The sequence below is a fragment of the Streptomyces sp. Y20 genome (assembly GCF_043195475.1).
Classification (GTDB): Bacteria; Actinomycetota; Actinomycetes; order Streptomycetales; family Streptomycetaceae; genus Streptomyces.
Map to the genome: position 1 here is coordinate 130,665 of NZ_JBIDDP010000003.1, position 16,192 is coordinate 146,856.

General features: G+C 73.0%; 12 protein-coding genes and 1 pseudogene. 4 read left to right on the forward strand and 9 right to left on the reverse strand.

Features of this window, described 5'->3' with window-relative positions; genetic code table 11:
- Nucleotide 1 precedes the first annotated feature (1 nt).
- Nucleotides 2-2,491, forward strand: a complete 2,490-nt coding sequence (locus ACGFT1_RS08900) for a DEAD/DEAH box helicase (RefSeq protein ID WP_373908354.1) — start codon at nucleotides 2-4, stop codon at nucleotides 2,489-2,491.
- Nucleotides 2,492-3,272: 781 nt separating this feature from the next.
- Here the strand turns inward: ACGFT1_RS08900 and ACGFT1_RS08905 are convergent.
- The 7 genes and pseudogenes from ACGFT1_RS08905 to ssd all read right to left on the reverse strand — a co-directional run.
- A pseudogene (locus tag ACGFT1_RS08905) lies at nucleotides 3,273-3,740 on the reverse strand (Rv3654c family TadE-like protein); the annotation flags it as partial.
- Nucleotides 3,741-3,787: 47 nt separating this feature from the next.
- Nucleotides 3,788-4,126, reverse strand: coding sequence for a TadE family type IV pilus minor pilin (locus ACGFT1_RS08910; protein WP_373908355.1), 339 nt, complete (start codon nucleotides 4,124-4,126; stop codon nucleotides 3,788-3,790).
- 22 nt (nucleotides 4,127-4,148) lie between these two features.
- A complete protein-coding gene (locus ACGFT1_RS08915; protein ID WP_373908356.1) occupies nucleotides 4,149-4,349 on the reverse strand; it encodes a DUF4244 domain-containing protein in 201 nt (66 codons plus the stop codon).
- 85 nt (nucleotides 4,350-4,434) lie between these two features.
- Nucleotides 4,435-5,214: a type II secretion system F family protein gene (locus ACGFT1_RS08920; protein WP_373908357.1), complete on the reverse strand. Its 780-nt coding sequence runs from the start codon at nucleotides 5,212-5,214 to the stop codon at nucleotides 4,435-4,437.
- Nucleotides 5,215-5,373: 159 nt separating this feature from the next.
- Nucleotides 5,374-6,192, reverse strand: coding sequence for a type II secretion system F family protein (locus tag ACGFT1_RS08925; protein ID WP_373908743.1), 819 nt, complete (start codon nucleotides 6,190-6,192; stop codon nucleotides 5,374-5,376).
- Between the two features lie 41 nt (nucleotides 6,193-6,233).
- Nucleotides 6,234-7,454 (reverse strand): TadA family conjugal transfer-associated ATPase, encoded by a 1,221-nt coding sequence (locus ACGFT1_RS08930; RefSeq protein WP_373908358.1) that lies wholly within the window; start codon nucleotides 7,452-7,454, stop codon nucleotides 6,234-6,236.
- Nucleotides 7,451-8,557 (reverse strand): septum site-determining protein Ssd, encoded by a 1,107-nt coding sequence (ssd, locus tag ACGFT1_RS08935; RefSeq protein WP_373908359.1) that lies wholly within the window; start codon nucleotides 8,555-8,557, stop codon nucleotides 7,451-7,453. Before ssd ends, ACGFT1_RS08930 begins: the two co-directional genes overlap by 4 nt.
- Before the next feature lie 577 nt (nucleotides 8,558-9,134).
- Here ssd and ACGFT1_RS08940 point away from each other — a divergent pair.
- Complete coding sequence (locus ACGFT1_RS08940) at nucleotides 9,135-9,977, forward strand: HAD family hydrolase (protein WP_373908360.1); 843 nt, start codon at nucleotides 9,135-9,137, stop codon at nucleotides 9,975-9,977.
- Between the two features lie 332 nt (nucleotides 9,978-10,309).
- On the opposite strand, the gene ACGFT1_RS08945 is transcribed toward ACGFT1_RS08940, so the two are convergent.
- Entirely contained in the window at nucleotides 10,310-11,134 is an 825-nt protein-coding gene (locus ACGFT1_RS08945) for an oxidoreductase (RefSeq protein ID WP_373908361.1), read from the reverse strand.
- A 101-nt stretch (nucleotides 11,135-11,235) separates the two neighbouring features.
- Here ACGFT1_RS08945 and ACGFT1_RS08950 point away from each other — a divergent pair, with 101 nt between their 5' ends.
- Nucleotides 11,236-12,216 (forward strand): ATP-binding protein, encoded by a 981-nt coding sequence (locus tag ACGFT1_RS08950; protein ID WP_373908362.1) that lies wholly within the window; start codon nucleotides 11,236-11,238, stop codon nucleotides 12,214-12,216.
- 4 nt (nucleotides 12,217-12,220) lie between these two features.
- On the opposite strand, the gene ACGFT1_RS08955 is transcribed toward ACGFT1_RS08950, so the two are convergent.
- Nucleotides 12,221-13,486 carry a hypothetical protein gene (locus tag ACGFT1_RS08955; protein ID WP_373908363.1) on the reverse strand — a complete coding sequence of 422 codons (1,266 nt, stop codon included), beginning with the start codon at nucleotides 13,484-13,486 and terminating at the stop codon, nucleotides 12,221-12,223.
- 337 nt (nucleotides 13,487-13,823) lie between these two features.
- Here ACGFT1_RS08955 and ACGFT1_RS08960 point away from each other — a divergent pair, with 337 nt between their 5' ends.
- Nucleotides 13,824-16,175, forward strand: coding sequence for a SulP family inorganic anion transporter (locus ACGFT1_RS08960; protein WP_373908364.1), 2,352 nt, complete (start codon nucleotides 13,824-13,826; stop codon nucleotides 16,173-16,175).
- The last annotated feature ends 17 nt before the right edge of the window (nucleotides 16,176-16,192 follow it).

The following is a 16,192-nucleotide window of genomic DNA, read 5'->3' on the forward strand; positions in this document are numbered from 1 at the left end:
GATGGCATTCAATCACTTACCGGCAGGCGTGCACGACGCCTTGGCTCCATTGTCCGTCACTCCAGTGACACACTCGGTGCCGATGGCCAAGAATCACCGATCCGATCAGTCCCCGGCGACTGCGGCTTCCCGCCTGTCTCCTGGCACGGTCCTGGACCGGCTCGCCTCCGGGCCGAGCCGGTCTGCGCGCATCACTCATACGGAGCACTTGCCCCCGCGTGCGGGCCGCCATGCCGTCTGGCCTGACCGGATTCGGTCCGAGGTGATCGGGGCCGTCCAGGCGTGCGGCATCGAGCACCCCTGGGCGCACCAGGCACTGGCCGCCGAGCACGCCCTGGACGGTGAGTCGGTGGTCGTCGCCACCGGCACCGCCTCCGGCAAGTCCCTCGCCTACCTCGTCCCGGTCCTGTCCACCCTCCTGGACGGTGCCGAGGCCCCGAACGGCCGGGGCGCCACCGCGCTGTACCTGGCCCCCACCAAGGCGCTCGCGGCCGACCAGTGCCGCGCGGTGAAGGAACTTTCACAACCTCTCGGCACGGCCGTACGCCCGGCCGTGTACGACGGCGACACACCGTTCGAGGAACGCGAGTGGATCCGCCAGTACGGCAACTACGTCCTCACCAACCCGGACATGCTGCACCGCGGCATACTCCCGTCCCACCCGCGCTGGTCCTCCTTCCTGAAGTCGCTCAGGTACGTCGTCATCGACGAGTGCCACACCTATCGGGGCGTCTTCGGTTCGCACGTCGCCCAGGTGCTGCGCCGGCTGCGCCGCCTGTGCGCCCGCTACGGCTCCTCCCCCGTGTTCCTGCTGGCCTCGGCGACCTCCGCGGAACCCGCCGTCGCCGCCCGCCGGCTGACCGGCCTGCCGGTGGTGGAGGTCGCCGACGACGCCTCCCCGCGCGGCGAGCTGGTCTTCGCCCTCTGGGAGCCGCCCCTCACCGAGCTGCACGGCGAGAAGGGTGCACCCGTACGGCGTACCGCCACCGCGGAGACCGCCGACCTGCTGACCGACCTCACGGTGCAGGGCGTGCGCTCGGTGGCCTTCGTACGGTCCCGGCGCGGCGCCGAGCTGATCTCGGTGATCGCCCAGGAGAAACTGGCCGAGGTCGACCGCTCCCTGGTCCGGCGTGTCGCGGCCTACCGCGGTGGTTACCTGCCCGAGGAGCGCCGTGCCCTGGAGCGCGCCCTGCACTCCGGCGAACTCCTCGGCCTCGCCGCCACGACGGCCCTGGAGCTGGGTGTGGACGTCTCCGGCCTGGACGCGGTCGTGATCGCCGGCTACCCGGGGACACGTGCGTCCCTGTGGCAGCAGGCGGGCCGAGCGGGCCGCTCCGGGCAGGGCGCGCTCGCGATCCTCGTCGCCCGCGACGACCCGCTGGACACGTTCCTCGTCCACCACCCCGAGGCCCTGTTCCACCAACCGGTGGAATCCACCGTCCTCGACCCGGACAACCCCTACGTCCTCGCCCCGCACCTGTGCGCCGCCGCCGCGGAACTACCGGTGACCGAGGACGACCTGGAGCTCTTCGGCCCCGCCTGCGCGGACGTGCTCCCGCAGCTGGAGGCCGCGAAGCTGCTCCGCCGGCGGACCAGCGCCTGGCACTGGACCCGGCGGGAGCGGGCCGCCGACCTGACCGACATCCGCGGCACCGGCGGCCGTCCGGTGCAGGTCGTCGAGGCCGGTACGGGCCGACTGCTGGGCACGGTCGACGCGAGCGCCGCGCACTCCACGGTCCACGAGGGCGCCGTCCACCTGCATCAGGGCCGCACGTACCTGGTCCGCTCCCTCGACCTGGAGGACTCCGTCGCCCTCGTCGAGCGGGCCGACCCGCCGTACTCGACGGTCGCCCGCGACACCACGTCGATCTCCGTCCTGGAGACGGACACCGAGGTCCCGTGGGGCGCCGGCCGCCTGTGCTACGGCTCCGTCGAGGTCACCAACCAGGTCGTCTCCTACCTCCGCAGGCGCCTCATCACCGGTGAAGTGCTCGGCGAGACCAAACTCGACCTCCCTGCTCGTACGCTGCGCACCCGCGCGGTGTGGTGGACGGTCACCGAGGACCAGCTCGACGAGGCCCGGATCATCCCGGAGATCCTCGGCGGCTCCCTGCACGCCGCCGAACACGCCTCGATCGGCATGCTGCCCCTCTTCGCCACCTGCGACCGCTGGGACATCGGCGGTGTCTCGGTCCCCCTGCACCCCGACACGCTCCTCCCGACGGTCTTCGTCTACGACGGTCAGCCCGGCGGCGCGGGCTTCGCCGAGCGCGCCTTCCGCACCGCACGCGCCTGGCTCGCCGCCACCCGCGAGGCGATCGCCTCCTGCGAGTGCGAGGCCGGCTGCCCGTCCTGCATCCAGTCCCCCAAGTGCGGCAACGGCAACGACCCCCTGCACAAGAGGGGCGCGGTACGCCTGCTCACGGTCCTCCTGCGGGGAGCGCCGGAGGAAAAGCCGGAACAGACCCGACCGAGCGAAGAGGCCGGCTGAGTCAACGGGTGGGATTCCGGGCCGGCTGGGCGCAGAGCCGATGGATCAGGCGGACCGGTCGAGCCACAGGGGTTCCCGGGCGGCTGGTGCGGAGCCGACAGGAACACGCAGACCGGCCGAGCCACCAGGCAATCGCGGGTCGGCGGCGCGGCAGGTCTGTGGGGTCACGCGGACCGGTTACGCCAATGGGGGGACCCGCGGCCGGCCGGGCGGCGAGCCGACGGGCGAGGTGGTGCCCGCCGCCCCGGGCTGCCGGGCGGTGGGCACCAGTGGTTCAGCGGCCCCGGCGGGAGGCGGCTGGCGCGCCTCCCGCCGCTCCGCACCGCCCGGCGCCGAGATCGAAGGCCCTGCCAGGGGGCGGATGACGACGCACGACGATCGCCCAGGCCGCGGCGGGCGACAGAGGCGGGAACCCGCTCCCGACACCGGCAAGGCAGGGCCGGGCAAGCCAGGGCAGGGCACCGTAGGCGGTCCGGCAGACAGCTCGGCCCAGGGGCTGCTTGACCCTTCGGACGCCTTGGCCACGAGCCCACCCAGCACCGCCACCGGCACCGCAGACGGCTCCGCCCTACGCCCGCCCACCCGGCACGGCAGACGACTCGACCTCGGCCCCACCCGGCACGGCAGACGACTCGACCTCGGCCCCACCCGGCAGGGCAGACGGCTCGATCTCGGCCCCGCCCGGCACGGCCACCGGCACCGGCACCGGCGCCGCAGACGGCTCGGTCTGATGTCCGTTCGCGTCGGCAGACGACACGCCCTGGGGCTCGTCCGGCACATCAGGTGACTCCGGGGCCGCCGGCTCCACCGGTCCCGCCGGTCCGGCCCTCGCCCTGACCTCCGCCGTGAACGGCCCGCTTCCGGAGGCCACCGACACGTCCGATGTCTCACCAAGGATCACGCACCGCACCAGCCTCACCCCCTGGGCCGCCGTCACCCGTTCGGCCCGGGCGCAGGCCGCCGCGCCACCCTCGGCCCAGTGGTCCGCCGCCGCGAGCGCCGCCAGGTCCGCGCCGCCGGCCGCCCGGTGCCGGACGACGACGGCATGCCCGAGAGCGAGCACCCCGCCGAACACCGCCAGCAGCACGGTGATCGCCCCCAGACTCCAGACGGTGGCGGATCCCCGATCGGACTCCCGGCACCGGGCAGGCTCTCCACGCCCACCGCCCCACACCTTCTCGGGGTCTCTCCGCCCCTGCTCCTTCCTCCGTTCCTCGTCCCACGGCCCGGGCACCACCGCCCATCCCATGACGGCCCGCCGCCGGCCATCGGCGCACCCCTGCACGCCCCGGTGCCTCATGGCCTCGCCTCACCCGCTCCCGCCGTGTCCTCCACCAGTGCCACGGCCTCCTCCCGTACCTCGAACGGCAGCCCGTTCAGCCCGGGTGGCTCGGCCACCACCATCACGCGGACCCGTTCGCCCTCGCGTGCCACGGTCACCCGTGCTCCCCTCGGCGCCGCCTGCCGGGTCACCGTCACCACCCCGTCGGCCGGATCCTGCCGGGCGGCGGCCCGGGCGCCCGTGCGGGCCGCGTCCACGCACTGGATCTGGGCCGCCACGACGAGCAGCCCCCAGACCAGCGCCATCGTGAACGCCACCAGCACGGACAGCACCACGGCCGCCTCCGCCGTCACGAACCCCCGGTCCCCGCCTCGCTCACATCCGCGCACTGAGGGCCTTCTTCACGATGCCCTGTAGCTCCGCCCGGACCTGGCCGCTGGTGACGACCTCGTACAGCAGCAACGCGAACCCGACGGCCGCGATGATGCCCATCGCGTACTCGGACGTCACCATTCCGGTGTCCTGCCGGCACGCCCTGCGCACCCGGACCACCGCTTTCCTGATCTTCCTGTTCATCTCGACCCCCGTGAAGGTTGCGGTCTGTCTGTCGCCGTTCCCGGCACTTACCTGACATGTGTGTGCTGGTCCGCTTCCGTGCGCCTCACCTCCCTCTCATCACCCCGCCCGCCAGTCCGATCACGACGGGCAGTACGCCGATGGCGATGAAGGCGGGCAGGAAGCACAGGCCCACCGGCGCGGAGATCAGTACGGCGGCCCGGCGTGCCCGGGCCGTCGCGGTGCGGGCCCAGTCCGCCCGCGCGTCCGAGGCGAGGCGGGCGACGGGGCCGGCCGCGGGGAGCCCCGTCTCGTCGGCCCGTTCCAGGAGCCGCGCCAGGGCACCGGCGCCGGGCAGAGCGGCCAGGCTGCGCCAGGCATCGGCTGCTTCACCACCGAGCCGGACCTCCGCCGCGCCCCGCGCCAGTGCCTGCCCGACGGGCCCGCCGAGGGCCTCGCCGACCGCCTGCGCGGCGATCACCGGGCCGGCGCCGGCCGCGATACAGGCGGCCAGCAGGTCGGCGGCGAGCGGAAGCCGGCGTGCGGCCTCCGCGGTGTCGACCACCTCGTCCCGCCCGGTTGCCGCCTGGCGGTCGCGCCACCGCCACAGCACCACACCCAGGCAGAGCCCCAGCAGGACCCCGGTGACCCCGCCGACCAGCACCCACACCCCGCACGCCGCACCGGCCGGCGGCAGCCATCGGCGTACGGCCCCCGGGATCGCGAACGGTGCTCCGGCGACAGGCTCTTCGAAGCCCAGCAACTCGACCACCCGGCGTCGCACCAGGCGCCGCCGCCGCGCCAGCCCGAGTCTCCGGACACCCCAGCCCAGCGCCAGCACCCCGGCCACAGCCATCCCCAGCCTGTGGACGACTTCCCCGCTCATACCGTCCGCCCTCTCCCCGTCATTCGCGCCGCGCCCCGCATCACGACCACCTCGAACACCACCCCGCCCGCCACCCGGCCCATCGACAGCCGCCTACCGCGACCACGGCGACCCACCGGCCCACCGGCCCACCCGGCCTCCACCGCCCGCCCAGCCGCCTCACACCGCCTCAGCGCCCCGCACGATCCGCGTCGCCCACCACATCCCGGCCGCCTCTAACACCGCTCCCACCGCCAGGCAGCCGAGGCCGGCGCCGCTGTGCAGCAGGACCCGGAGCGGGTCCGCACCCATGGCCGCGCCGAGCAGCAGGCCTAGGGCGGGCAGGGCGGCGAGCAACACCGCGGTGGCCCGGGCACCCGCCAACTGGGCGCGCAGGTCGGCACGCTGGTCGCGTTCGGCGCGCAGGGCACCGTCCAGCCGGTCCAGGCCACCGGCGAGTCCGGCGCCCTGGTCGACGGCCACCCGCCAGCACGCCGCGAGTCCGAGCAGACCCTCGGCGCCCGGCTGCCTGGCCACGGCGGCGAGGGCGCCGGGTACGTCCCCGCCGAACCGGGCCGCCGCGACCACGGCCGCCTGCGCGTCACCGAGTCCGTGGAAGTCCCGCGCGGCCCGCAGCAGCGCCTCGCCCGGCTGCCGCCCCGCCCGCACCTCGCCGGCGAGTGCGCCGCACAAGGCGATCACCGCATCCGCCCGCCGCTCCCTGGCACGCCGGGCCTGCCGGGCCAGCCGCAGCCGGCGCAGCACCGGAACCCCAGCCGCCCCCGCGACGGCCGGAAGGACCGAGGCGCCCAGCAGACCGATCGCCAGCCCGGCGAGGAGCGCCCACCACTCCGGCCCCCACCGCGCGCGCATCCGCCGCAGTTCCGCGAGGGCCTGCTCCCAGGCGGGCGGCCCGGTCGCCACCACCCCGCCACCGGCGAACAACAGCCGTGCCCGTCGCATCCCCCCGTAATGCCGTCCAGCGAACAGCCAGGCCATCGCGCCGAGACAGAGCAGCGCCCCCGTCGTCGTCCCACCGGTCACCTCGATCGCCTCTCTCGCTCATCTCCGAACTCGTCTTCGAACTCATCCGCCGTACCGAGCAATTGCCGCAACCGCTCCCACCCCCGCTCGCGCACGAAGGCCCGCTCGCCCCACCGCAGGGCGGGCACCGTCCGCACCAGCCCGGTGCTGTCCCGGTCCAGCACATGGACCTCGGCGATCCGGCGCCGTCCGGTCCGGTCCCGTGCCAGGTGCACCACCACGGAGAGGGCCGCCGCCAACTGGCTGTGCAGTGCGGCCCGGTCCAGGCCGGCGGCCGTGGCCAGCGCCTCCAGCCGGGCCGGTACGTCGGTCGCGGTGTTGGCGTGGACCGTGCCACAGCCGCCGTCATGTCCCGTGTTGAGAGCCGCGAGCAGATGCACGACCTCGGGTCCGCGCACCTCACCGACGACCAGCCGGTCCGGTCGCATCCGCAGCGCCTGCCGCACGAGGTCCTCCAGGGTGACGAGGCCGGCGCCCTCCTGGTTGGCGGACCGCGTCTCCAGCCGGACGACGTGCGGGTGGTCCGGTCTCAGCTCGGCCGAGTCCTCGGCGAGCACGATCCGCTCACCCGGCCCCACCAGGCCGAGCAGGGCACTGAGCAGGGTCGTCTTGCCGCTCCCGGTGCCTCCGCTGATGAGGAAGGAGAGCCGGGCCTCGAGCAGCGCCCTGAGGATCCGGTCGCCGCCGGGCGGCACCGTGCCGGCCGCGACGAGTTCCTCGACGGTGAAGGCCCGCGGCCGTACCACCCGCAGGGCCAGGCAGGTGCAGCCGACGGCGACCGGGGGCAGCACCGCGTGCAGCCGGGTCCCGTCGGGCAGCCGGGCGTCCGCCCACGGCCGGGCGTCGTCCAGCCGGCGTCCGGCCACGGCTGCCAGCCGCTGCGCGAGGCGCCGTACCGCCGCCGCGTCGGGGAAGGCCACCGGGGTCAGTTCCAGGCCGTGGCCACGGTCCACCCACACCCGGTCCGGGGCGGAGACCAGGACGTCGGTGACGTCCGGGTCGGCGAGCAGCGGTTCCAGGGGGCCGGTGCCCACGAGTTCGGATCTCAGCTGCTCGGCCGCGCCGAGGACTTCCGCGTCACCGAGCACCCGGCCCTGTTCACGCAGGGCCTGGGCCACGCGCGCGGGGGTCGGTTCGGCGCCGCTCTCGGCGAGCCGGCGGCGGACGCCGTCGAGGAGGGCCGTGCCGTCGGCTCGTTCGGGTCCGGGGAGGGTCATCGGGCGCCTCCCGCCTCGGCCAGAGCGCGCTCCCAGAAGTTCACACAGAACCGGGCGAGCGGGCCGCGCCCGGTGGCACCCGGGGGTTTCGCGCCGCCCTGCGGCCGCAGCAGCGAAGGTTCGGCGGGCACCTCGCCGGCCAGCGGCAGGCCGAGCAGCCGGGCCACTTCCTGGTCGTCCAGACCGGGTGCGTAGGGCCCGCGGACGGCCACCCGCAGGTCCCGTACGACCATCCCGACGGCGGAGGCGACCCGGCCTGCGGCCGCGACCGCGCGCAGTTCGGCGGGGACGACGAGCACGGCGACATCGAGCTGGGCCAGGGCTTCGGCGACCCCGTCGTCCAGGCGGCGGGGCAGGTCGACCACGACGGTGCCACCGCGCCGGCGGGCGGCGGCCAGCACCGCGCGCACCGCCTGGGGCGGCACCGCGACGCAGTCACCGCGGTCCCAGCTGAGCACCCGCAGGGAGTGCAGTTCGGGCAGCGACTCCTCCAGGGCGCCACCGCCGACGCGTCCCCGGGAGGCGGCGAAGGCGGGCCAGCGCAGCCCTTCCGCGCTCTCGCCGCCGAGGAGGACGTCCAGGCCGCCACCGAGCGGATCGGCGTCCACGAGGAGGGTGCGCAACCCCTGGCGGGCGGAGGTGACGGCGAGCGCGCAGGCGAGGGTGGAGGCCCCGGCGCCGCCCCGGCCGCCGATCACCCCGACGGTGAGAGCGGGGCGGCCGATGCCCTCGGCGACGTCGGCGATGCGGTCGACCAGCCACTGCTCGCCGTCGGGAAGCATCAGAACGTGGTCGGCGCCGATCTGGACGGCTCGTTTCCATACCCCCGAGTCGTCCTGGTCCCGGCCCACGAGCACCACCCCGGGCCGGCGCGTGGCCCCGCGCACCCGGCGGGCGGCGTCGTCACCGACCAGCACGAGCGGTGCCGATTCCCAGTCGTCACCGGATTCCGGTACGCCGTGATGGACCTCGGGTGTGGCGCCTGCCGCCGCGCACAGGCGCAGCAGGTCGTCCAGCAGGGCGGCGTCCTCGGTGACGATGAGCGGTTGTCCGGGCCGCTCTCCGGTACCGGGCGGCGGGTCGTGGGTGACGGTTCCCGTCACGGTGTTCCCCCTTCGCTGCGCGGGCCGCGCGGCCCCGTGGCCACGCGATTCCCAAAGGTGTGAAGAACCGGCAAGCGGCCTCCATATGAACGGCCGATAGGAACCGGCCGTGCGCGCTCGGGCAATCGGAACCGGCCAGGAACTCGCCGCGGCCGGAGCGCGCTGCAATCACGGTGCAGGCATCCGCGAAATGATGGGGATCTTGGTCCAAAACTGTGGACAACGCGGACCCTGTGAATATCTCCCTCACCCATACCGGTGACCACTGTGCTGATCCGCATGCGGTTTCCACAGCGCAGCGCGACGATTACACTGCGTGAGTAACCATGGGCGTGGACGCATCGCGGACATGGCGGCGCGACGCCGGCCGTACGACCGCGGAAGGAAAGGGGAGGACGGGCAAAATGCGTCCGGACATGCGACGACCCCCGCCGGGGGGGAGAGCGGGGGTCGTCCCCACGGCCGACTCGGGGGGGGAGGAGCCGGACCGGGTTAGCACGGTCGCGAACGATCCGTGACTTCCATGGTGTACCCGAGAGGCCTCTCAGGCAAACCCACGCGTCCCACCTTACGCCGAATGGTGGGCGCCTATGCTCAGGGCGTGGAAAACCACTCCTTGCCCCGCGCGGCAGCCTTCTTCGACCTGGACAAGACGGTCATTGCGAAGTCGAGCACGCTCACCTTCAGCAAGTCCTTCTACCAAGGCGGGCTGATCAACCGCCGGGCCGCGTTGCGCACCGCATATGCCCAGTTCGTCTTCCTGGCCGGTGGCCTGGACCACGACCAGATGGAGCGGATGCGCGAGTATCTGTCCGCACTGTGCCGCGGCTGGAACGTCCAGCAGGTACGCGAGATTGTGGCCGAGACCCTGCACGAGCTGATCGACCCGATCATCTACGACGAGGCCGCCTCCCTCATCGAGGAGCACCACACGGCCGGCCGTGACGTGGTGATCGTGTCCACCTCGGGCGCCGAGGTGGTCGAGCCGATCGGCGAACTGCTGGGCGCCGACCGCGTGGTCGCGACCCGCATGGTCGTCGGCGAGGACGGCTGCTTCACCGGGGAGGTGGAGTATTACGCCTACGGCCCCACCAAGGCCGCGGCCATCAAGGAGCTGGCCGCGTCCGAGGGTTACGACCTCGACCGCTGCTACGCCTACAGCGACTCGGCGACGGACCTGCCGATGCTCCGCACGGTCGGGCACCCGCACGCGGTCAACCCGGACCGCGCACTGCGCCGTGAGGCACTCGCGCAGGGCTGGCCCGTCCTGGAGTTCCGCCGCCCGGTCCCACTCAAGAAGCGGCTGCCGACACTGTCCGTCCCGCCGCGCCCGGCACTGGTCGCGGCGGCGGCCGTGGCGGCGGCCGGGGCGACCGCGGGCCTCGTCTGGTATGCCAGCAGGCGCCGCGGCACCACCTGACCGGCGCCCGCTTCACCCCGGTCTGATACGGAAAATAAATAAGTGCGGGCAGAGGTTCCGCTCTGTCCCGGCTTGCAGTACAAAGGAGTCAAGGCCCGCGAGACCAGAGGACATCCGAGAGGATCCCCTACCACTACGCACGTGGCCCCACGGACCTCGCATGACCACCGCGCACCCACGCGACGTCGACCCGTCGATTACGGGCCAGCCGCACCAGGTGAGGGCAAAGTCCCCGGCCTGATGGGCATCTTTCGAGGACGCTTGGTAACCCGGTGAGCATGCCAGCGGCGGTACGAGAATTCGTACCGCCGCAACCCTTGTCCGGGGAGGTTTCAGGCCGCGCCGCGTTGCAGCGCCTCGCACACCGCCGTCGACTCGCGGACTCCCAGCTCGACCGCCCGGCCGCAGTGGGCGATCCAGGCCGCCATGCCCTCGGGGGTGCCGGAGACGTACCCGTCCAGGGCGGCCAGGTAGGAGGCGCGGCCCAGCTCGGCGTGGCCGACCTCGGCCGGGCAAACCGCCTTCGGGTCCAGGCCGCTGCCGATCAGCACGATCCGCTCGGCCGCGCGCGCGACAAGGCCGTTGTGGGACACGAAGGGACGCAGCGCGAGCAGTTCGCCGTGCACCACGGCGGCCGTCACCAGGGCGGGCGCGGAGCTGCCGGCGATGATCAGGTCCGCCAGCCCCTCCAGCCGGCCCGATACCTCGGCGGCGTCCGGCAGCGGCAGTTCGACCAGCGGCTCGTCCACCGGCTCGCCCGCCTGGCGCGGCCGGCCGACCTCGTCCTCACCGCTCGCAGCGGCCACCAGGTGCAGCCGGGCCAGCACCCGCAGCGGCGACTGGCGCCAGACGGACAGCAGCTGTCCCGCCTCGGCGGTGAGCCGCAGGGCCGCTCCCACGACACGAGCCTCGGCGTCGGCACTGAAGTCGGTACGCCGCCGCACCTCCTCCAGCGCCCAGTCGGCGCCGGACAGCGCCGCCGAGCCCCGCGAGCCACGCAGGGCCGCCTCGGAGGTGATCGCGTTGCTGCGGCGCCGCATGACCCGGTGCCCGTAGACACGGTCCACGGCTTTGCGCACGGACTCCACGGACTCGGCCACGCCGGGCAGTGCGCCCAGGGCCGCGAGCGGATCGGCGGTCGCGCCTGTCGTACTCATGAGTACGACAGTACGCACCCCACCGGCCGACCCCACGAAGGAGTGGTCTTCTTCACGTCCGCGTGACACGCACGGCTAGGGCGCGACTACGCTTCGTGAACATGAAAATTGCTTTCGTCGGGAAGGGCGGGAGCGGCAAGACCACTCTCTCCTCCCTCTTCGTCCGCCATCTCGTGGCCGCCGGTGCTCCGGTGGTCGCCATCGACGCGGACATCAACCAGCACCTCGGGCCGGCGCTCGGCCTCGACGAGCAGGAGGCGGCAGCGCTGCCCGCCATGGGTGAGCGGCTGCCGCTGATCAAGAACCACCTGCGCGGCACCAACCCGCGCATCGCCTCCGCCGCGACGATGATCAAGACGACGCCGCCCGGCGAGGGTTCGCGGCTGGTGCGGGTCGCGGATCCGAACCCGATCTACGACGCCTGCGCGCGTCCGGTGGAACTCGACGGCGGTGCCGTCCGTTTGATGGTCACGGGCCCCTTCACGGACGCCGACCTGGGGGTCGCCTGCTACCACTCCAAGACGGGCGCGGTGGAGTTGTACCTGAACCACCTCGTCGACGGCCCCGACGAGTACGTGGTGGTCGACATGACGGCCGGCTCCGACTCCTTCGCCTCCGGCATGTTCACCCGCTTCGACATGACGTTCCTCGTCGCCGAGCCGACCAGGAAGGGGGTGTCCGTCTACCGCCAGTACAAGGAGTACGCCCGCGACTTCGGCGTGGCCCTGAAGGTCGTCGGCAACAAGATCCAGGAACAGGATGACCTCGACTTCCTGCGCGCGGAGGTCGGTGACGACCTGCTCGTGACGGTCGGACGCTCGGACTGGGTGCGCGCCATGGAGAAGGGCCGCCCGCCCCGCTTCGATCTCCTGGAGGAGGCCAACGCCCGCGCCCTGCACACCCTGCGGGCCACCGTGGACGCCACGTACGAGCTGCGCGACTGGGAGCGCTACACCCGGCAGATGGTGCACTTCCATCTGAAGAACGCCGAGTCGTGGGGCAACGAGCGCACCGGGGCCGACCTGGCGGCGCAGGTCGACCCCGGGTTCGTGCTCGGCGAAGGGGTGGTGACGCCCGCCTGACGCCCTACAGCTTGTCCGCCGGCGCCCCGGGCACGCCCTTGGGTGCCGGGGCGGGGCGGCCGGACAGCAGGGACGCCCAGCCCTGCCGGGGAGCCTCCCCCACCTTCAGGGTGCGCAGCCGTGCGAGGGTCTGCGGGTCCTGGGCGTCCAGCCAGTCGGCCAGCTGGTGGAAGGAGACACAGCGTACGTCGGGCTTGTTGCAGACCTCCTTCACCACGTCCTCGACGGCGCGCATGTAGGTGCCGCCGTTCCAGGACTCGAAGTGGTTGCCGATGATCAGGGGGGCGCGGTTGCCGTCGTAGGCCCGGTAGAAGCCCTTGAGGAGGCCGTCGCGCATCTGGTCGCCCCAGTAGTCGAACTTGTCGGGGTCGCCCTGGGTCTCGGTGCCGGACTGGTTGACCATGAAGTTGTAGTCCATGGTCAGCTGCTCATAGGTGTGGCCCGGGAAGGGCACGAGCTGCATCGACAGATCCCACAGGCCCTGCTTCTTCTCGGGCCAGACCTGGTTGTCGACCCCGCTGGAGTCGTAGCGGAAGCCCAGCTCGCGGGCGGCCTTCATGAAGTTCTTCTGCCCTTCCAGGCAGGGGGTGCGGGCGCCGATCAGCTCCTTGTCGTAGTCGAAGGGCAGCGGGGCCGCCCGCTTCATGCCGGTGTTGGACTTCCAGGACTTCACGAAGTCCTTGGCCTGGGCGATCTCGCTCTTCCACTCCTGCACCGACCAGGTGCCGACACCGCCGTCGGGGCCGCAGAAGTGGCCGTTGAAGTGGGTCCCGATCTCGTTGCCCTCCAGCCAGGCCAGGCGTACCTGTCTGAGGGTGTCGGTGATGCCCTGTTCGTCGTTGAATCCGATGTCGGAGCGGCCGGGCGCGTGCTGCGGCGGCTTGTACAGGTCACGCTTGTCCTCCGGCAGCATGTACACGCCGCTGAGGAAGTACGTCATGGTCGCGTGGTTCTCCTTGGCGACCTTGCGGAAGTGCGAGAACAGCTTCTGGCTGTCCTCGCCCGCGCCGTCCCAGGAGAACACGACGAACTGCGGCGGCTTCTCACCGGGCTTCAGCCGTTCGGGGCTGGGCAGATACGGCTGGGAACCGGTGTACGCGGTGGATCCGTCGCCGATCAGCCGGAGCACGCTCTTGGGCGCGGGCGCTCCGTTCTGCGGGCCGGACGCCCCTTCCTTCGTGCCGTCGGAGCCGGTCGCACAACCGGCGAGCGACGCCGCACAGGCCGCGGCGGCCACGGCGCCGACGGCGATCCTCTGGGTGGCGGCCATGTTCCGCCCACCTTCTTCCTTCTCTCAGGCAAATGCTGACGAGGCCTTTTGTGCTGGTCTGCCGGGCTTGTACCGGCAGCGGCGCCAAGGTCCCACGAGGCCGAGAAGGAATTAATACGACAAGCCGATGAAATGCTCACTTCACCCTGACGCGCGATGTGATACGCCAATTGCCCCAGAAAGCTATGCCTGGCCTTTACGTGGCATTACGGTTCTTTTACCGACATAGATCCAACCCGCCGCTGCACGCCGTGACCCACGGCCGCGACCGAGCCCCGCCCATCGCCGCGGGGTCCCATCCAGTCCGCGACCGCGCCGCCCCGGAGGAGACGGGAACATGCCGACCTGCGCAGCCCCGAACGTCCAGCCCCGCCCACCGCACGGTCCCGCGCCCAAGCGCCGCCGCCACACCGTCGAGGGCGCCGACCTGTCGGCGGCCGTCGCGGTCTTCCTGATCGCCCTGCCCCTCTCCCTCGGCATCGCCCTGGCCACCGGAGCCCCGCTCCAGGCCGGCCTCGTCGCCGCCGCGGTAGGCGGAGTCGTCGCCGGACGGCTCGGCGGCTGCCCGCTGCAGGTGAGCGGCCCCGCCGCCGGACTCACCGTGGTCACCGCCGACCTGATCCACCGCTACGGCTGGCGGGCGACCTGCGGGATCACCGTCCTCGCCGGACTCGCCCAGATCGGCCTCGGCCGCCTGCGGGTGGCGCGCGGTGCGCTCGCGGTCAGCCCGGCCGTGGTGCACGGGATGCTCGCCGGCATCGGCATCACCATCGCCGTCGCCCAGCTGCACATCGTGCTCGGCGGCACCCCGGACAGCTCCGTGCTCGCCAACCTGCGGGCGCTGCCCGCCCAGTTGGCCGGTCTGCATCCGGCCGCCGTAGCGATGAGCGTACTCACCCTGGCCCTGTTGCTGGGCTGGCCGCGCCTGCCCGGCCGGGCCGGCCGCCTGCTGCGCAAGGTGCCGGCCGCCCTCGTCGCCGTTTCCGGTGCCGGCGCGACCGCCGCCCTCACCGGTCTGTCCCTGCCCCGGGTCGACCTGCCGTCCTGGCACAGCCACGCCCTGGCCGGGCTACCCGAAGGGCCGGTGTCCGGCATCATCGCCGCCGTGCTCACCACCACCCTGGTGTGCAGCGTCCAGTCGCTCCTCGGCGCGGTGGCCGTGGACAAACTGGTCGCCTCCCGCCCCGGCCCCCACACCCGGCCCGGCCGCTCCGACCTGGACCGGGAGCTGCTGGGCCAGGGGGCGGCCAACCTGATCTCCGGGGCGCTCGGCGGACTGCCCGTCGCGGGGGTGGCGGTGCGCAGCACCGCGAATGTGAGAGCGGGCGCCGTCAGCCGGAACTCCACGATGCTGCACGGCGTTCTCGTAGTAGCCGCCGCGCTGCTGATGGCCCCGGTCCTGGAGGAGATCCCGCTCGCCTCCCTCGCCGCCCTGGTGATGGCCGTCGGCATCCAGATGGTGTCCCCGCACCACATCCGCACGGTGACCCGCCACCGCGAAGTGCCGGTCTACGCCGCGACCACACTCGGCGTGGTGGTCCTCGGCGTCCTGGAGGGCGTGTTCCTCGGGGTCGCCGTGGCGGTCGCCGTCGCCCTGCACCGCCTCGCCCGCACCCGCATCACCCATGAAGAGAAGGAAGGAGTCCATCATGTAGGCGTACGCGGCCAGTTGACCTTCCTCGCGGTGCCGCGGCTCAGCAGAACCCTGCACCTCGTGCCCCAGGGCGCGCACGCCGTCGTGGAGTTGGACGGTACGTTCATCGACCACGCGGCGTACGAGTCGCTCCAGGACTGGCGCGGTACTCACACCGCCCGCGGCGGTACGGCCGAGTTGGCAGGACGGCGCGGCGGGAGCCGGCCCTCCGGGCCGGTCACGGCAACCGAGTGCCGGTGTCACCCGTGGACGCCCTGGCGCAACCACCGGTCCTGCTTCACCGCGTCCCCCGCCGCCCCGGCGGGACCGGGGGTCGGCCGCGGCGGCGGGGAACTGGTCCGTGGCATCAGCTCGTTCCAGCGGAACACCGCGCCGCTGGTGCGGGAGGAGCTGGCGCGGCTCGCCCGGGAGGGCCAGCGGCCCTCCCAGCTCTTCCTGGCCTGTGCCGACTCACGGCTCGTCACGTCGATGATCACCGCCAGTGGTCCCGGTGACCTGTTCGTGGTCCGCAACGTCGGCAATCTGGTGCCTCCGCCCGGCGAGGAGCACGGGGACGACTCGGTGGCCGCCGCCATCGAGTACGCGGTGGACGTGCTCGGGGTGCGCTCCATCACGGTGTGCGGACACTCCGGGTGCGGGGCGATGCAGGCACTGCTGTCCGCCGGCACCGGACAGGGGCCCGGCCCGCTGCACCGGTGGCTGCGGCACGGGCGGCCGAGTCTCGCGCGGACGGCCGGGGACCACCGCGGCCGGCCGGGTCTGGCGGGGCGCGCCCCCGGGGACGCGGTGGAGCGGCTGTGCCTGGCCAACGTGGTCCAGCAGCTGGCGCACCTGCGGGCGCACGAGCCGGTCGCCCGGGCACTGGCCAGGGGCGCGCTGCAACTGCACGGGATGTACTTCCACGTGGGCGAGGCACAGGCGTACCTGCTCACGGAGTCGCAGGGGGCAGCGGTCTTCGTGGAGGTGGCGGGCGGAATCGAGGGAGGTGAGGCGGCGCACGGGCCGATGTGGACACCAACCTCCGGACAGGTCTAAACCAATTTTGCCGTCGA

What these genes read in the sequence shown, in the direction of transcription:
- ACGFT1_RS08945 (WP_373908361.1), bottom strand. Translation starts at nt 11,134, where the DNA reads ATGAGTACGACAGGCGCGACCGCCGATCCGCTCGCGGCCCTGGGCGCA.
- ACGFT1_RS08960 (WP_373908364.1), top strand. Translation starts at nt 13,824, where the DNA reads ATGCCGACCTGCGCAGCCCCGAACGTCCAGCCCCGCCCACCGCACGGT.
- ACGFT1_RS08930 (WP_373908358.1), bottom strand. Translation starts at nt 7,454, where the DNA reads ATGACCCTCCCCGGACCCGAACGAGCCGACGGCACGGCCCTCCTCGAC.
- ACGFT1_RS08900 (WP_373908354.1), top strand. Translation starts at nt 2, where the DNA reads ATGGCATTCAATCACTTACCGGCAGGCGTGCACGACGCCTTGGCTCCA.
- ACGFT1_RS08915 (WP_373908356.1), bottom strand. Translation starts at nt 4,349, where the DNA reads ATGAACAGGAAGATCAGGAAAGCGGTGGTCCGGGTGCGCAGGGCGTGC.
- ACGFT1_RS08940 (WP_373908360.1), top strand. Translation starts at nt 9,135, where the DNA reads ATGGTGGGCGCCTATGCTCAGGGCGTGGAAAACCACTCCTTGCCCCGC.
- ACGFT1_RS08950 (WP_373908362.1), top strand. Translation starts at nt 11,236, where the DNA reads ATGAAAATTGCTTTCGTCGGGAAGGGCGGGAGCGGCAAGACCACTCTC.
- ACGFT1_RS08955 (WP_373908363.1), bottom strand. Translation starts at nt 13,486, where the DNA reads ATGGCCGCCACCCAGAGGATCGCCGTCGGCGCCGTGGCCGCCGCGGCC.
- ACGFT1_RS08920 (WP_373908357.1), bottom strand. Translation starts at nt 5,214, where the DNA reads ATGAGCGGGGAAGTCGTCCACAGGCTGGGGATGGCTGTGGCCGGGGTG.
- ACGFT1_RS08925 (WP_373908743.1), bottom strand. Translation starts at nt 6,192, where the DNA reads ATGGCCTGGCTGTTCGCTGGACGGCATTACGGGGGGATGCGACGGGCA.